Origin of the sequence: Synechococcus sp. CCY9201 (genome assembly GCF_034931105.1) — a bacterium.
Taxonomy (GTDB): domain Bacteria; phylum Cyanobacteriota; class Cyanobacteriia; order PCC-6307; family Cyanobiaceae; genus CBW1002.
Genome location: NZ_JAYGIC010000028.1, coordinates 96631 through 111490 on the forward strand (window position 1 = coordinate 96631; position 14860 = coordinate 111490).

General features: G+C 64.5%; 15 protein-coding genes and 1 riboswitch. Of the genes, 11 read left to right on the top strand and 4 right to left on the bottom strand.

Features of this window, described 5'->3' with window-relative positions:
• The first annotated feature begins 2 nt into the window (after window positions 1–2).
• Window positions 3–1175, top strand: coding sequence for an LptF/LptG family permease (locus VB716_RS02855; protein ID WP_197159265.1), 1173 nt, complete (start codon window positions 3–5; stop codon window positions 1173–1175).
• A 33-nt stretch (window positions 1176–1208) separates the two neighbouring features.
• Window positions 1209–2123 carry a c-type cytochrome biogenesis protein CcsB gene (gene ccsB, locus VB716_RS02860; protein WP_323269663.1) on the top strand — a complete coding sequence of 305 codons (915 nt, stop codon included), beginning with the start codon at window positions 1209–1211 and terminating at the stop codon, window positions 2121–2123.
• Between the two features lie 118 nt (window positions 2124–2241).
• Here the strand turns inward: ccsB and rpe are convergent, their stop codons facing one another.
• Window positions 2242–2925 carry a ribulose-phosphate 3-epimerase gene (rpe, locus tag VB716_RS02865; RefSeq protein WP_197155436.1) on the bottom strand — a complete coding sequence of 228 codons (684 nt, stop codon included), beginning with the start codon at window positions 2923–2925 and terminating at the stop codon, window positions 2242–2244.
• Between the two features lie 285 nt (window positions 2926–3210).
• Here rpe and glpX point away from each other — a divergent pair, with 285 nt between their 5' ends.
• The 7 genes from glpX to VB716_RS02900 all read left to right on the top strand — a co-directional run bounded on the left by glpX (window position 3211) and on the right by VB716_RS02900 (window position 10396).
• Complete coding sequence (gene glpX, locus VB716_RS02870) at window positions 3211–4215, top strand: class II fructose-bisphosphatase (RefSeq protein WP_197155439.1); 1005 nt, start codon at window positions 3211–3213, stop codon at window positions 4213–4215.
• 63 nt (window positions 4216–4278) lie between these two features.
• Complete coding sequence (locus VB716_RS02875) at window positions 4279–5589, top strand: glutamyl-tRNA reductase (RefSeq protein ID WP_323269664.1); 1311 nt, start codon at window positions 4279–4281, stop codon at window positions 5587–5589.
• Window positions 5590–5693: 104 nt separating this feature from the next.
• Window positions 5694–6989, top strand: coding sequence for a glucose-1-phosphate adenylyltransferase (locus VB716_RS02880; RefSeq protein WP_197155443.1), 1296 nt, complete (start codon window positions 5694–5696; stop codon window positions 6987–6989).
• Window positions 6990–7151: 162 nt separating this feature from the next.
• Window positions 7152–8570: an NADP-dependent phosphogluconate dehydrogenase gene (gndA, locus tag VB716_RS02885; RefSeq protein ID WP_323247979.1), complete on the top strand. Its 1419-nt coding sequence runs from the start codon at window positions 7152–7154 to the stop codon at window positions 8568–8570.
• Window positions 8571–8646: 76 nt separating this feature from the next.
• Window positions 8647–9363, top strand: coding sequence for a 6-phosphogluconolactonase (gene pgl / locus VB716_RS02890; RefSeq protein WP_197155453.1), 717 nt, complete (start codon window positions 8647–8649; stop codon window positions 9361–9363).
• A 42-nt stretch (window positions 9364–9405) separates the two neighbouring features.
• Complete coding sequence (locus VB716_RS02895) at window positions 9406–9987, top strand: CIA30 family protein (RefSeq protein WP_323269665.1); 582 nt, start codon at window positions 9406–9408, stop codon at window positions 9985–9987.
• A gap of 4 nt (window positions 9988–9991) precedes the next feature.
• Window positions 9992–10396, top strand: coding sequence for a hypothetical protein (locus VB716_RS02900; protein ID WP_197155457.1), 405 nt, complete (start codon window positions 9992–9994; stop codon window positions 10394–10396).
• 23 nt (window positions 10397–10419) lie between these two features.
• On the opposite strand, the gene ilvD is transcribed toward VB716_RS02900, so the two are convergent.
• Genes ilvD through upp form a run of 3 tightly spaced genes read right to left on the bottom strand, consistent with a single transcriptional unit; the run spans window position 10420 to window position 13225 of the window.
• The gene (gene ilvD, locus VB716_RS02905; protein WP_197155459.1) at window positions 10420–12090 is read right to left on the bottom strand and encodes a dihydroxy-acid dehydratase; all 1671 of its coding nucleotides are present in this window, start codon (window positions 12088–12090) and stop codon (window positions 10420–10422) included.
• Between the two features lie 45 nt (window positions 12091–12135).
• The gene (locus tag VB716_RS02910) at window positions 12136–12528 is read right to left on the bottom strand and encodes a hypothetical protein (RefSeq protein WP_231605263.1); all 393 of its coding nucleotides are present in this window, start codon (window positions 12526–12528) and stop codon (window positions 12136–12138) included.
• Window positions 12529–12562: 34 nt separating this feature from the next.
• On the bottom strand, window positions 12563–13225 hold the full coding sequence (gene upp, locus VB716_RS02915) for a uracil phosphoribosyltransferase (RefSeq protein WP_197155467.1): 663 nt from the start codon (window positions 13223–13225) through the stop codon (window positions 12563–12565).
• A gap of 125 nt (window positions 13226–13350) precedes the next feature.
• Here upp and VB716_RS02920 point away from each other — a divergent pair, with 125 nt between their 5' ends.
• Both VB716_RS02920 and VB716_RS02925 read left to right on the top strand, forming a co-directional pair.
• Window positions 13351–13866 (top strand): pentapeptide repeat-containing protein, encoded by a 516-nt coding sequence (locus tag VB716_RS02920; RefSeq protein ID WP_323269680.1) that lies wholly within the window; start codon window positions 13351–13353, stop codon window positions 13864–13866.
• A gap of 127 nt (window positions 13867–13993) precedes the next feature.
• Window positions 13994–14140: riboswitch (cobalamin riboswitch) on the top strand.
• Window positions 14141–14304: 164 nt separating this feature from the next.
• Window positions 14305–14853, top strand: coding sequence for a HupE/UreJ family protein (locus VB716_RS02925; protein WP_322756954.1), 549 nt, complete (start codon window positions 14305–14307; stop codon window positions 14851–14853).
• The last annotated feature ends 7 nt before the right edge of the window (window positions 14854–14860 follow it).

Here is a 14860-nt window from a genome sequence, read left to right on the forward strand (position 1 = left end):
CGATGCTGCAGCGCTTTCAACGCCACCCGATTCGCTTCAGCCTCCACTGGCTGCCCCTGATGGATCGCTGGCTCATCGCTGAGCTGGTTGGTCCGTTGCTGTTCGGCATCGCCGCCTTCACGGCCGTCTCGTTGTCCGTGGGCGTTGTCTTTGAGCTGGTCCGCAAGGTGGCGGAGGCCGGCCTGCCGCTCACCGCGGCCATGCAGGTGCTCGGCCTGCGTCTGCCGGGCTTTCTGGTGCTGTCCTTCCCCATGGCCACCCTGATGGCCACCCTGCTGGCCTATAGCCGGCTGTCCGGCAACAGCGAACTCACCGCTCTTCGCAGCGTGGGGGTGAGCACCAAGCGGATGGTGGCACCCGCCGTTGCCCTTGCGGTGGCCATGAGTCTGCTCACCTTCGTGTTCAACGATGTGATCGTGCCGAGGGCCAACCTCTCCGCCTCGATCACGCTGGATCAGGCTCTCGGCAAGGCCATCGCGGCTGAACGGGGACGTCACACTCTGTATTCGCGCTTTGGAAGGATCTCACGACCCGATGGAGAAAGCGTTCGTGGCATGACCCAGCTGTTCTATGCCCAGGAGTTCAGCAATGGGGAGATGAAGGATGTCACCCTGATTGACTTCTCACGGACCGGCCAGCGTCAGATGCTGATGGCCAATACCGGCCGCTGGAACGAGGCCAAAGCGATGTGGGAGTTCCGCAATGGCCGCATCGTCAGTGTCGATGAGGCGAACGACACCACGACCTCTGCCAATTTTGACCGCTACTTCTACCCACTCAGTCGGGATGTCGAGGAGGTGGCCAAGCTCCCCACCGATGCCAACCTGATGACGGTGGGCCAGGCTCGCCGTGCTGAAAGGCTCCTGCTGGCGGCCAACAATCAGAAGGAAGCCCGGCGGTTGCGGGTGCGTATCCAGGAGAAATTTGCCTTCCCCGCCATCTGTCTGGTGTTCGGCCTGATCGGCAGCAGTCTGGGGGTCCGTCCGAATTCCCGCACAAGCCGCAGCCAGGGCTTTGGAATCAGCGTGCTGTTGATCTTCGTGTATTACCTGATGTCGTTCATCTTCAGCTCGCTGGGCATCACCGGTACCCTCTCTCCCGTGATGGCTGCCTGGCTGCCGGTTGGCATCGGTTTGGCCGGCGGACTGGTGCTGCTGCGTCAGGCCAGCCGCTGAAGCGGCAGACTGGCGCGGTCGCTGCAGTTTCTGGTGATTGATCCGGTTCTTGGACTTGGGCTCACGGCTTTCGGCCTGCTCCTGCTGGTGCTGCCTCTGTCCTTCTGGTCCCTCAGCTCTGGCCGCAGAAGTTCAGCGGTGACCCTGCTGGTGGCCGCCGCCAACCTCTGCCTCACCGCCCAGCTGGTGCTGCGCTGGTGGGATTCAGGTCACTTTCCGATCAGCAACCTCTACGAGTCGCTCTGTTTCCTGGCCTGGGGTTGCACGCTGACCCAGCTGCTGGTGGAACGCTCCTGGCCCTCCCCCCTGGTGCCGGCGGCATCTACTCCGATTGCCCTCGGCTGTGTGGCCTTCGCCAGCTTCGCCCTGCCGGACACGATGCAGGAGGCTTCGCCCCTGGTTCCGGCCCTTCGCTCCAGCTGGCTGATCATGCACGTGAGCGTGATCATGGTGAGCTATGCAGCCTTGCTGGTGGGGTCACTGCTCTCGATTGCCGTGCTGTTCACGGATCGCGGCAATGATCTGGTGCTGCGCAGCAGCTCGATCGGCACGGGTGCCTACCGAAAATCCCAGCTGGTCGGTGCCGGAGCGCCCGACGCTGTGGAATTGCACAGCACAGGTTTTGCGATCAGCGAGCAGCTCGACAGCCTCAGCTATCGCACCATCACCGTGGGGTTCCTGCTCCTGTCAGTGGGACTGGTGAGCGGTGCCGTCTGGGCCAACGAGGCCTGGGGAAGCTGGTGGAGCTGGGATCCCAAAGAAACCTGGGCCTTGATCTGCTGGCTGGTCTATGCGGTCTATCTCCACACCCGCTTGATCCGGGGCTGGCAGGGTCGTCGCCCTGCGCTCGTGGCCTCTGCTGGACTGGTGGTGATTGTGGTGTGTTACATCGGCGTCAATCTTCTCGGCATCGGCCTGCACAGCTATGGCTGGTTCCTAGGGGCTTGACATGCCATCAGAGAGAGGCGTCCTCGCAACGGCTCAAACCAAAGGAAAGCCCCCTGGAACCAGGGGGCTGAATCGTAATTAGATTGTCAGCCTGTTGGTGCTGAGCAGCCAGTCCGATTCAGACCAGGGCCGGCTGGGGCCGCTTGCTGTTGCGGATTCCGGTGATCGCTTCGGCATAGCTGGGCTGGTTGAACACCCCGGAGCCACTGACGATGGCGTTGGCTCCAGCCTCGATCACCATCCAGGCATTCTCAGCCTTGATGCCGCCATCCACTTCGATCCAGGGATCCAGGCCCTTCGCGTCACACATGCGTCGCAGGTCCCGGATTTTCTGCACCTGGCTCTCAATGAAGCTCTGACCGCCAAAGCCGGGGTTGACGCTCATCACCAGCACCAGGTCGCAGAGCTCGAGGCAGTACTCGAGGGTGTCGATCGGTGTGCTGGGGTTCAACACGGCTCCAGCCATCTTGCCGAGATCCTTGATCTGGGCCAGATTGCGATGCAGATGGGGGCAGGCCTCGACCTGAACGCTGATGATATCGGCGCCGGCCTTGGCAAAGTCAGCCACATACTTTTCCGGCTCCACGATCATGAGGTGCACGTCGAGAGTCTTGGAGGTGACCGGCCGCAGGGCCTGAACGATCAACGGACCGATGGTGATGTTCGGCACGAAGCGCCCATCCATCACATCCACATGGATCCAGTCGGCACCGGCTTCGTCGACCGCGCGCACGTCATCGCCGAGGCGAGAGAAATCGGCCGACAGGATCGATGGGGAGATCACCAGGGGCTTGGTGCTCATGGGCGGGACCTGTCGTACGAAGGGGTGCACCGATTGTAGGAAGCGGCCTTTCCCGACCCTGGGCGGCGGGCAATGGGAGGGGCCCGCGGTGGTCGCTGATACAGTTGGCCCGCTTCAAGTCTGAGAGGCCCTGCAGCGGCTGGAACCTTCCGCCGAGACCGGCCCATTCGCCGGACCTGGCCCTGGTCTCCGAAGCGTTTGCACAGCAGCATCCGAGCACTGGCTCTTCCCGCCTGCCCGGTCTGCCGGTCCCCTCGTTGAGGCAGTCACCCCTGCCGCACTGCTGTGGATCGCACTCTTATCCAGGAAATTCTCGAGGTCGTCGAACAGGCCGCCATCGCCTCCGCTGAGCTCACCGGCCTGGGCAAGAAGGACGAAGCCGACGCAGCAGCCGTTGAAGCCATGCGCAAACGCATGGGCCAGATCCAGATGCAGGGCCGCATCGTGATCGGCGAAGGCGAGCGCGATGAAGCGCCGATGCTCTACATCGGTGAGGAAGTGGGCAGTGGCAGCGGTCCTGGGGTCGACTTCGCCGTTGATCCCTGCGAAGGCACCAACCTCTGCGCCAACAGCCAGCGTGGCTCCATGGCCGTGCTCGCTGCCTCCGACCGCGGTGGCCTGTTCAACGCCCCCGACTTCTACATGAAGAAGCTGGCCGCTCCCCCGGCCGCCAAGGGCAAGGTGGACATCCGCAAGAGTGCCACCGAGAACATCGCCATCCTCAGCGAGTGCCTGGGACTCGCCACCAGCGAGCTGGTGATCGTGGTGATGGACCGTGCCCGTCACAAGGACCTGATCGCCGAAATCCGCACCACCGGCGCCCGTGTACAGCCCATCTCCGATGGGGATGTGCAGGCTGCCATCGCCTGTGGTTTCGCCGGCACCGGCACCCACTGCCTGATGGGCATCGGCGCGGCACCCGAGGGTGTGATCTCCGCCGCCGCCATGCGGGCCCTGGGTGGCCATTTCCAGGGGCAGCTGGTCTACGACCCCGCCGTCGCCCAGACCTCCGAGTGGGCCGATTACACCAAGGAGGGCAACATCGCCCGCCTCAATGAGATGGGTATCACCGACGTGGACAAGGTCTACGAAGCTGAGGAGCTCGCCTCCGGAGAGAACGTGGTCTTCGCCGGCAGTGGCATCACCGATGGCCTGCTGTTCAACGGGGTGAAATTCGAGAAGGACTGCACCCGCACCAGTTCCCTGGTGATCAGCACCCTCGACAGCACCGCCCGCTTCACCGACACCATCCACATGAAGCCCGGTGCCCAGAGCATCGCGCTGCGCTGATCACCCCAACTGTCCGCGTCAATCCGTCCGCGACAAACCGTCCGCGCCAAGAGGTCTGCCTCCATGCACATTGCCGTTGTCGGCCTGAGCCACCGCACGGCTCCTGTGGAGATCCGGGAGCGCCTGAGCATCCCGGAGCAGACCATGGAGGCCTCTCTCCAGCAACTGCGCTCCGATGAGCAGGTGCTGGAGGCCTCCATCCTCAGCACCTGCAACCGGCTGGAGATCTATGCCCTGCTGCGGCATCCCGACCAGGGCATCTCGGCTGTGGGCTCCTTCCTCAGCCAGCATTCCGGCCTGAGCGTCGATGAGCTCAGCCCGCATCTCTTCACCTTTCATCATGAAGATGCCATTGCCCACCTGCTGAGGGTGGCTGCAGGCCTCGACTCGTTGGTGCTGGGCGAGGGCCAGATCCTCTCCCAGGTGAAGAAGATGGTGCGGCTCGGCCAGGAGCACCGCTCCCTCGGCCCGATTCTCAACCGCCTGCTGAACCAGGCGGTGAGTACCGGCAAGCGGGTGCGAACCGAAACCAATCTCGGCACCGGGGCCGTATCGATCAGCTCAGCGGCCGTTGAGCTGGCCCAGCTGAAGGTCGGCCAGGCCCGAGGAGTGGACGACCTGGTCCCGCTCGACCAGGAGCAGGTGGCCGTGGTGGGGGCTGGACGCATGTCCCGGCTGCTGCTGCAGCATCTGGCGGCCAAGGGCTGTCGGGGTGTGGTGCTGCTGAACCGCACCGTGAGTCGGGCCGAAACCCTGGCGGCCGATTTCCCGGATCTGCCCGTGCAGTGCAGACCCCTGGTGGACCTGGATCACTGCCTCAGCACCTGCTCACTGGTGTTCACCAGCACCGCCGCTGATGACCCGATCATCGATGCGGAGCGACTGAAGCGGCTGAACCGCCGATCCAGCCTGATGCTGGTGGACATCGGTGTCCCCCGCAACATCGCCTCCGATGCCTGCGACCTGGCTGGTGTCGAGGCTTTTGATGTGGACGACCTCCAGGAAGTGGTGGCCCGCAACCAGGAGGCCCGTCGAGAGATCGCCGTCGAAGCCGAAGGCCTGCTGGAGGAGGAGGCAAGGCTGTTTCTGGAATGGTGGGATGGCCTCGAAGCCGTGCCCGTGGTGAACCGGCTGCGGATCCAGCTGGAGGACATCCGCGAGCAGGAACTTCAGAAAGCCCTGAGCCGCATGGGCCCGGATCTCTCGGCAAGGGAGCGCAAGGTGGTGGAGGCGCTCAGCAAGGGAATCATCAACAAGATCCTCCACACTCCCGTGACCAACCTGCGGGCCCCCCAGCCGCGTCAACAACGCCACACGGCGATGAAGGTGCTGCAGGATCTGTTCGAGCTGGTCGACGGCAGCAACGAGACCTGATCTGGTGATCTGGGACAGGCATCGAAGTGCTGCGGAGACTCGCCTGACAGCAGGTCACTCAAGTACGGTCGACCAAGACGACGAACATTGAGAGGCGCTGATTCATGAAGCGAGTTCTGGCAATTATTCTCGGCGGAGGAGCCGGAACTCGCCTGTACCCTCTCACCAAGATGCGGGCCAAGCCTGCTGTTCCTCTGGCTGGTAAATACCGTCTGATCGACATCCCGATCAGCAACTGCATCAACTCGGAGATCAACAAGATCTACGTGTTGACCCAGTTCAACAGTGCCTCGCTCAATCGTCACCTCACGATGAGCTACAACCTCTCGGCTGGCTTCGGGCAGGGTTTTGTCGAGGTGTTGGCTGCTCAGCAGACCCCAGACAGCCCCAGCTGGTTTGAGGGCACGGCCGATGCGGTGCGCAAATACCAGTGGCTGTTCCAGGAATGGGACGTGGATCACTACCTGATTCTGTCCGGTGACCAGCTCTACCGGATGGATTACAGCAAGTTTGTCCAGCACCACATTGATACCGGTGCCGATCTGTCTGTCGGGGCTCTGCCGGTCAATCCGGCAGACGCCGAAAGTTTCGGCCTGATGCGCACCAATTCAGCCGGGCAGATTCAGGAATTCCGCGAGAAGCCCAAGGGAGAGGCTCTTGAGGCGATGCGAGTGGACACCCGCAGCCTTGGGCTCTCCGAAGAGGAAGCCGCGAAACGGCCCCATCTGGCGTCGATGGGCATCTACGTGTTCAGCCGGGACACACTGTTTGATCTGCTGGCATCCCATCCCAAGTCCACGGATTTCGGCAAGGAGATCATTCCGGCTTCCCTGGAGCGGGGCGACAATCTGCAGAGTTTTCTATTTGATGACTACTGGGAAGACATCGGAACGATCGGTGCCTTCTACGAAGCCAACCTTGCGCTGACCGATCAACCTAATCCTGCCTTTTCGTTCTACGACGAAAAGTTTCCCATCTATACACGCCCTCGCTATCTACCCCCCAGCAAGCTTTGGGATGCTCAGGTCACGCAATCGATCATCGGGGAAGGGTCGATGCTGAAAGCCTGCAGCATTCACCACTGCGTCCTCGGGGTTCGTACCCGGGTGGAAAACGAGGTGGTTCTTCAGGACACCCTGGTGATGGGATCGGATTATTTTGAATCGAGTGAAGAACGGCTGGTGCTTCGGGAACGTGGCGGGCTGCCGATCGGTATCGGCAAGGGCACCACGATCAAGCGGGCAATCATCGACAAGAATGTGCGGATCGGCTCCAATGTGGCGATCGTGAATAAGGATCAAGTGGAGGAAGCCGATCGTCCTGAGCTCAATTTCTATATTCGCAATGGCATTGTGGTGGTTGTGAAGAACGGCACGATTCCCGATGGCATGGTGATCTGATCACCGTCCAGCCTGTATCGCTCTGCGGCTCAGGCGACCAGTCGCCCAAGCCAGGAATCGCTGACATCCCAGCCCAATCCTGTGACAAGCCTGACCATTGGGCCTGAGCCTGGCCACACTTGAGGTCTACGGTTTTTCGACCGGATCCTCAATTTCGAATTCATGAGTAAGGCGCATTTCGGCCTCATCGGTCTCGGCGTGATGGGAGAGAACCTGGTGCTCAACGCCGAGCGCAATGGCTTCTCCAGCGTCGTCTACAACCGCACCACCGCCAAGACCGACGAATTTCTGGCCGGCCGCGGTGCCGGCAAGGACATCGTGGGCGCCGCCACCCTCGAAGAGTTTGTGGCGGCCCTGGAGCGGCCGCGCCGCATCCTGATGATGGTCAAGGCGGGGGCACCGATCGACGCGATGATCGCCCAGCTTTCACCGCTGCTTGAGGAAGGCGACCTGCTGATTGATGGCGGAAATTCCCTCTACACCGACACAGAACGCCGGGTGGCGGAACTCGAGAGCAAGAGTTTCGGCTACATCGGCATGGGTGTGAGCGGTGGCGCCAAGGGCGCGCTTGAGGGTCCCAGCATGATGCCGGGGGGCACCCGCGCCGCCTACGACGCCATCGAGTCCCTGGTACGCAAGATGGCCGCCAAGGTTGAAGACGGCCCCTGTGTGACCTACATCGGGCCCGGCGGTGCCGGCCACTTCGTCAAGACCGTCCACAACGGCATTGAATACGGGATCGAGCAGATTCTGGCCGAGGCCTACGACCTGATGAAGCGGGTGGCCGGCCTCAATGGCGATGCCATGGCCGACGTGCTTGGCCTGTGGAACAGCATGGAGGAGCTCGCTTCCTTCCTGGTCGAGATCACCGAAGTCTGCCTGCGCACCAAGGATCCCGAGAGCGGAGCCGATCTGGTGGAGTTCATCGTCGATGCGGCCGGCCAGAAGGGCACCGGCCTCTGGACGGTGGAGAGCGCCCTGCAGATGGGGGTGCCGGTTCCCACCATCTACGCGGCTCTCAATGCCCGTGTGCTGAGTTCCCTGAGGCCGGAGCGCCTGGCGGCCGAATCCGTGCTGGCGGCACCGGCACCCCACAGCTTTGATCTGGGCGAACCGGCCTCGGGGATGGAGCCCCTCAGGGATGCCTGCATCCTGGCCTGCATCGTGAGCTACGGCCAGGGCATGGCTCTGCTGCAGGCGGCCTCAACAATCCACGACTACCAGCTCGATTTCTCGGCCATCGGCCAGATCTGGAAGGGAGGCTGCATTATTCGGGCCCGCCTGCTCCAGCGGATTCAGGATGCCTATGCCACTGATCCAAACCTGCCCAACCTGATGCTCGATCCCTGGTTCGCCGACCAGGTGAACCGCCGCCTGCCGGGCCTGCGCCAGGTGGTGGCCGGCGCCGCCCTGGCGGGCATTCCGGTGCCCTGCCTGAGCAGCAGCCTCGACTACATCGACAGCTATCGCACCGGCCGCCTGCCCCAGAACCTGGTGCAGGCCATGCGCGACTGCTTCGGCTCCCATACCTACGAGCGCACGGATCGCCCGGGGAGTTTCCACACCGAGTGGCTCGATTGAAGACAAACCAACCGACGGCAACACAGCCATCGGCAACACAACGGAACGCCACGCACCGGAGCTGGAGCTGCCTGCCATGACCACCTACCGCCTTGTCGTTACCTCCTCAGCTGACGACCTCGCCCGTCGTGTTGCCGAGACGATCGCCTCTCGCCTCGATCTGGCACTGGCCGAACGCGACCGCGCCCTGATCGCCCTGGCGGGTGGCGAAACACCTCGGGCGGCTTACACCCTGCTGGGACAGGAACACCTGCCCTGGGAGCGGGTGGATGTGCTGCTCGGCGATGAGCGGATGGTGCCCCCGGATGCTGCGGCCAGCAATGCGCGCATGCTGCGGGAAACCTTGTTGGAGAGTGGACCCGGTCACGGCGCCCGCTTCCACCCGGTTCCCACCGAGGTCGGCTCGGCTGAGGCCTGCGCTGAGGCCTACACCGCCCTGCTGGCTCAACTCAGCCCTGGTGCCATCCCCATCTTTGATGTGGTGCTGCTGGGCCTGGGCGATGACGGCCACACCGCCTCCCTGTTTCCTGGGACGGCAGCCTGCCTGGAGCGGGTCAAGCCGGTCACGATCGGCGAAGGCAAAGGGCTGCCGCGCCTCAGCCTTTCAGCCCCGGTGCTCTCGGCGGCACGGCAGGTGATCTTTCTGGTGAGCGGCGCCACTAAGGCGGAGGCCCTGCGGCGCTTGCTGGATCCCCAGGAATCTGTGGAACGCACCCCAGCCCGGCTGGTGAGTCCGGCCACTGAGGTGCTGATCCTGGCCGATGCCGCTGCCGCCGGCACGGCGACTGCCTGAGAGGCGCCAGGATTGGCTGAAGCCAGTTCTGGTTCCTTCGTCATGGCGTCTTCCGGCCCCTCCACCGAAAAGCCCGCGTCGCTCACCCTGGTGGCCGGCGATGGCTTCAGCGGCTGGCATGCCCTCAACGACACCGTGATGGGGGGCCAGAGCCGCGGCAGCACTCAGGCGGGCAGCGGTGGGCTGGTGTTCGATGGCGAGGTGATCGAAGCGGGCGGTGGCTTCATCAGCTGCCGCTCCCCCGTGTTCGGCCCGCCGCTCGATCTGTCGGCCTACGCGGCCTTTGAACTGGATCTCAGGGCCGATGGCCGCCGCTACAAGCTGGCGGTTGCCTGCGCCGATGGCCTGGGTGGCATGACGGAGCTGATCCCCGGTGGTCTGCGCTGGGTCGCGGAGTTCGCCACCCAACCCGCCGGTGAGCTCAGCCGGATCAGGATTGCCTTTGCTGATCTGCGGCCATCGGTACGGGCCAGACCCCTGGGGCTGCCCCTGCGCTTCGATCCCAGCCGGATCACGCGCCTGCAGCTGCTCCATTCCCGATTCGCCGATGATGGCGGCTCCAACAGTGGCTTCCGTGCCGGGCCGATCCACCTGGTGATTGAAGCGATCCGGGCCGTGGCCTGAGGCGATGGCCACCGATCTGTCCCAACTGGTGGCTGCCGCCGCCGACCTCTGCCGCAAGCCCCTGCGCCATGCCGTGCTGCTCGATCGCGAGGCTGATCAGGTAGCTGGTCCGCCGCACGACGACCTGGGCGACTGCTGCCTGCGCCTGGAGGCACGGGCGATCGATGGGGAACGTCGGCCAGACGATGACCTGGATCTGGAGCTCTACCGCAGTGGTGGAACCCTGAACCTCACTCTGGCCTGGCGCCACGACCCGGATCGACCGATGCTCTGGCATGGCAACCATCCGGTCTGGATGGATGGGGTCACCGGTCTGCGTTGTGAGAGGCCCGCCGACGGCGCAGGGCTTGAGGCCCTGGCCCGGCGGTTGCGAGCCCTGCTGGGCTCAAAGGCAGACCCTCAGGCTTGAACTCTCGGAGCTGAGCGCAAGGGTCAGACCGGATCGGTCACAGCCCCGAGGCTGCTGCTGCTGACCAGCCGGGCGTACTTGCCCAGCACACCCGTGCGGTAACGAGGTTCAGGCCTGACCCAGGCGGCACGGCGCCGCTGCAGTTCGGCCTCATCCACGTTGAGCTGCAGCAGCAGCTGCCTTGCATCCACGGTGATGCTGTCGCCCTCCTCCACCAGAGCGATCGTGCCTCCCACGGCGGCCTCTGGGGCGACGTGACCCACCACGAGGCCGTAGGAGCCACCGGAGAAGCGGCCGTCCGTGATCAGGGCCACCGATTCGCCCAGACCCTGACCGATGATCGCGGCGGTGGGGCTGAGCATCTCGCGCATGCCGGGACCGCCAACGGGGCCCTCGTAACGGACCACCACCACATCGCCGGGTTGAATCTGGCCATCGAGGATGGCGGCCAAGGCGGCTTCCTCACTTTCGTAGACCCGGGCCGGGCCAGTGATCACCGGGGTCTTCACTCCTGAGATCTTGGCCACCGCACCCTCCTGAGCCAGGTTTCCCTTGAGGATGGCCAGGTGTCCCTTCGCATAGAGAGGGTTGGAGAGGGGACGGATCACGTCCTGATCGGCGGGGGGCTGGCTGGGAACGTCGGCCAGCACCTCCCGCAGGGTCTTGCCTTCGATCGTGCGGCAATCGCCATGCAGCAGGCCGGCATCCAGCAGCAGCTTCATCACCTGGGGAATGCCTCCGGCCTGGTGCAGATTCACCGTGACGTAGCGGCCGCTGGGTTTGAGATCGCAGATCACCGGCACCCGCTGGCGGATCTGCTCGAAATCATCGATCGAGAGTTCCACGCCGGCCGTGCGGGCGATTGCCAGCAGGTGCAGCACTGAATTGGTGGAACCGCCCACCGCCATGATCACACTGATCGCATTCTCAAAGGCCTCGCGGGTGAGCAGGTCGCGCGGGCGGATGTTGTTGGCGATCGCCTCCACCAGCACCTCGGCTGATCGGGCCGCACTCTCGGCTTTCTCCGGATCTTCGGCCGCCATGGTGGAGCTGTAGGGAAGGCTCAGCCCCATCGCCTCAAAGGCGGAGCTCATCGTGTTGGCGGTGAACATGCCGCCGCAGCTTCCAGCACCCGGGCAGGCGTTCTTCTCGATCGCCACCAGTTCCTCTTCGGCGATGCGTCCGCCGGAGAACTGACCCACCGCCTCAAACGCACTCACCACGGTGAGATCGCAGGGGCCGAGCTTGCCGGGCTTGATGGTGCCGCCATACACAAAGATGGCCGGAATGTTCATGCGGGCCATGGCCAGCATGGCGCCTGGCATGTTCTTGTCGCAGCCACCGATCGCCAGCAGCCCGTCCATGCTCTGGGCGTTGCAGGCGGTTTCGATCGAATCGGCGATCACCTCCCGGCTGACCAGGGAATATTTCATCCCCTCGGTACCCATCGAGATGCCATCGCTCACCGTGATCGTGCCGAAGGTCTGGGGCATGGCCCCGGCGGCATGGGCAGCCTGCTCGGCGCAACGGGTGAGATCGTTCAGCCCCAGATTGCAGGGCGTGATCGTGCTGTAGCCGTTGGCGATGCCGATGATCGGTTTGTTGAAGTCGCCGTCTCCAAAACCAACGGCCCGCAACATGGCCCGGTTGGGTGAACGCTGGATGCCCTGGGTGATGGCAGCGGAGCGGAGCATGGCGGGCGAGCGGAACTGGCTGTGAGAGCAACCTACCGATCCGGCTCAGCTGTCTCCGTTGGAGGCCCGATTCACAGCACGATTACCGTTGGTGGTGAGGCTTTCGAGCTGTCGCCGCACATCTTCAATGGCCTGGTTGAGCTGCTGCACCTTGTCGTGCAACTGGGCCTCGCTGGGGCTGCCATCGGCTGGTCTGGAGGTCAGGCCCTCATCCGAAGATCCGCTGTCCCCGGCTCCAGCGCCCTGCAGGCGTGAGAGGCGCAGCAGTCGCTCCTGCCGCAGTCGCTGGCGGCGGCGATCCGCTTGATTGAGCAGCCACCAGCCCAGTCCTGCCGCCCCCAGTGCCGCACCGGCGAAGGCGCTGAGCACCAGACTGCTTCTGCCATAGCCAGGGTTGCCGCCTGCATCCGGACCCGAGGAACGGCGAGAGGTGGACATGGGCTCTTCCGGTACGGGAGCGACGAACCTGAGCCTAGGCAGCAGCCCCGAGACTGCCGAACAAGCGAAGGACAACGTCGCCGATTCCCGGTGAGAGCCTGCCGGCCGGATCCAGCTCAGCGTCGATGCAGGCGCAATAGACGGTGAGATCCGGGAAAGCTTCAGCGATGGCACTCAGACCGGGACGGGCCGCCAGGGTTGAGATCACCCGCAGCCGCTGGCCCTCCACGCCCCGCTGCTGCAGGCGCTGCAGCACGGCGATCAGGTCGCGCCCATCGCCGATTTCCGGGGCGTAGACCAGCACCCCCACCCGGGAAGCGATCACCGCGGGCAGGGCGTCGAGTGCCCAGAACAGATCGCCGGAGCCGGTGGGTTGCACCGCCACATGGGCCACCGTGGCGACGGGCAGCACGGTCTGGCCTCCCTGCCAGAGCCCCAGCCCGCCCCGCAGCATCGGCACCACCAGCACCGGCACCGAGGCATCCACCACCGTGCCTTCGGTCGAGGCCAGGTCGGTCTGGACGGTCACCCGCTGATGGGGCAACCAGTCGCGCAGGGCTTCGTAGGTGAGCCAGCGTCCCAGCTCGGCCATGCCGGTGGCAAAGAGGGCGGGCGGGGTCTGGGCATCGCGCAGCAACGTGAGCCAGTGGCCGATCAGGGGATGGGGTGGCACCACCACCCGCAGGGACATGCTCATGAACAGGAGGCCGTTGCCAGGGGTGCTCGCGCTGGCGAACCCCTTGGCATAACTTGAAGGGCCACCGTACCCGCGCCGTGATGCTCCGCCATTGTCTGCGGTTCCTGGCCCGTTGTGGCGGCTGGATGCTCAGCAGGAAGGCCCCACTCGCTCTGCTGCTGAGCACGTTCGTGCTGCTCGCCGGACCCGCCTGGCTCGGCGGAGCCCTTCCAGCTGGGGCGATCACGGCGCCGGAGCTGCGCGGCCAACGGTCCGTCCAGGACCTGCAACCGGACATGCACGGCCGCGACCTGAAGCAGCAGGAATTTCTCAAGGCCGAGCTGCAGGGCTACGACCTCAGCGACACCGATCTGCGGGGTGCCGTGTTCAATTCCAGCAACCTGCGCGGCGCCAATCTGCAGGGGGCCGACCTGGGCGATGTGGTGGCCTACGCCAGTCGGTTTGATGGTGCCGATCTGCGGGACGCCCGGCTGCGCAACGCCATGCTGATGCAGAGCCGCTTCCGCGATGCCGAGATCAGCGGCGCCGATTTCAGCGATGCGGTGCTCGATCTGACCGAACAGAAGGCCCTCTGCAAGCGAGCCAGCGGCTCCAATCCAGTCACAGGCGTCAGCACAGCCGAAAGCCTGGGTTGCCGCTGAGCAAACCAAGCCGAGGCCAGTCGAGCTATGGCCAACCAGACCGAAGCCGACCAAGCCCAGGTGAGACGAATCCCATGATGCGTTGGATTGCCATGGCGACCGCTGCAAAGCCCGCTGCTTGTCTGACCGCATAGATTCGAGCTCCGGTTTCGGAGGGGAACAGCCTCCGGAGGTAACGGGGAAAGTCCGGTGAAAATCCGGCGCTGTCCCGCAGCTGTGATGGCTCCAGTCCTGGAGCCCAGCCAGAACGCCCACCGGTTGCTCTCTCGATCCCGGCGCGGACCGGACCCCTGCATGTCTTTCCCTGGTTCCCAGGAGGGCTCCGGCCCCCTCTGGCTTCGCACGCCACAGCCCCCGGAATCTGTTGCCCCAGTCCGACGTCTTCGCTCCAGTCTCCTGCCGCTCTGTGGCCTGCCGATCCTTCTCCTGGCTGGTCTGTTGCTGTCGGGGCCGGCACAGGCGCACCATGCCATGGAGCTGATGGGGCTGAAGCCCACGCCGATCCATGGACTGATCAGCGGCCTGGCCCATCCGCTTCTGGGTCCCGACCATCTGCTCTTCCTGCTTGCCCTGTCGCTGGTGGGGCTGCAGCAGCGTGCCACCTGGATGGTGGCCCTGCTGGCCACCGGTCTGGGTGGCAGTGCTCTGGGGCTGGCCTTGCCCAACCTGCCCGGAGCCGAAGCAGCCGTGGCGTTCACCCTCACCCTGGTGGGCCTGGTTCTGCTCGACAGGCTGCCCCGATGGGTTCTGGTGCCTGCCTTTGCCTTGCATGGCTACGTGCTGAGTGATGCCGTTCTGGGTTGGACGGCCGGTCCGACCGGCAGCTATCTGATCGGCCTGATGCTCAGTCAGATGGCTCTGCTGCTGGTGTCGCTCTGGGCGATGCGCCGTGCCGCTGCCAGCCTCACCCCGACCCGCCAGCGCCTGATGGCGGCCGGGCTGATCGGCTGCGGTGGCGCCTGGGCCTGGTCGAGCCTGGTGGGCTGAACCCAAC

Coding starts and splice junctions, on each gene's coding strand:
- VB716_RS02855 (WP_197159265.1), top strand. CDS start 3: ATGCTGCAGCGCTTTCAACGCCACCCGATTCGCTTCAGCCTCCACTGG.
- rpe (WP_197155436.1), bottom strand. CDS start 2,925: ATGAGCACCAAGCCCCTGGTGATCTCCCCATCGATCCTGTCGGCCGAT.
- VB716_RS02875 (WP_323269664.1), top strand. CDS start 4,279: ATGCACATTGCCGTTGTCGGCCTGAGCCACCGCACGGCTCCTGTGGAG.
- VB716_RS02880 (WP_197155443.1), top strand. CDS start 5,694: ATGAAGCGAGTTCTGGCAATTATTCTCGGCGGAGGAGCCGGAACTCGC.
- gndA (WP_323247979.1), top strand. CDS start 7,152: ATGAGTAAGGCGCATTTCGGCCTCATCGGTCTCGGCGTGATGGGAGAG.
- pgl (WP_197155453.1), top strand. CDS start 8,647: ATGACCACCTACCGCCTTGTCGTTACCTCCTCAGCTGACGACCTCGCC.
- VB716_RS02895 (WP_323269665.1), top strand. CDS start 9,406: ATGGCGTCTTCCGGCCCCTCCACCGAAAAGCCCGCGTCGCTCACCCTG.
- VB716_RS02900 (WP_197155457.1), top strand. CDS start 9,992: ATGGCCACCGATCTGTCCCAACTGGTGGCTGCCGCCGCCGACCTCTGC.
- ilvD (WP_197155459.1), bottom strand. CDS start 12,090: ATGCTCCGCTCCGCTGCCATCACCCAGGGCATCCAGCGTTCACCCAAC.
- VB716_RS02910 (WP_231605263.1), bottom strand. CDS start 12,528: ATGTCCACCTCTCGCCGTTCCTCGGGTCCGGATGCAGGCGGCAACCCT.
- upp (WP_197155467.1), bottom strand. CDS start 13,225: ATGAGCATGTCCCTGCGGGTGGTGGTGCCACCCCATCCCCTGATCGGC.
- VB716_RS02920 (WP_323269680.1), top strand. CDS start 13,351: ATGCTCAGCAGGAAGGCCCCACTCGCTCTGCTGCTGAGCACGTTCGTG.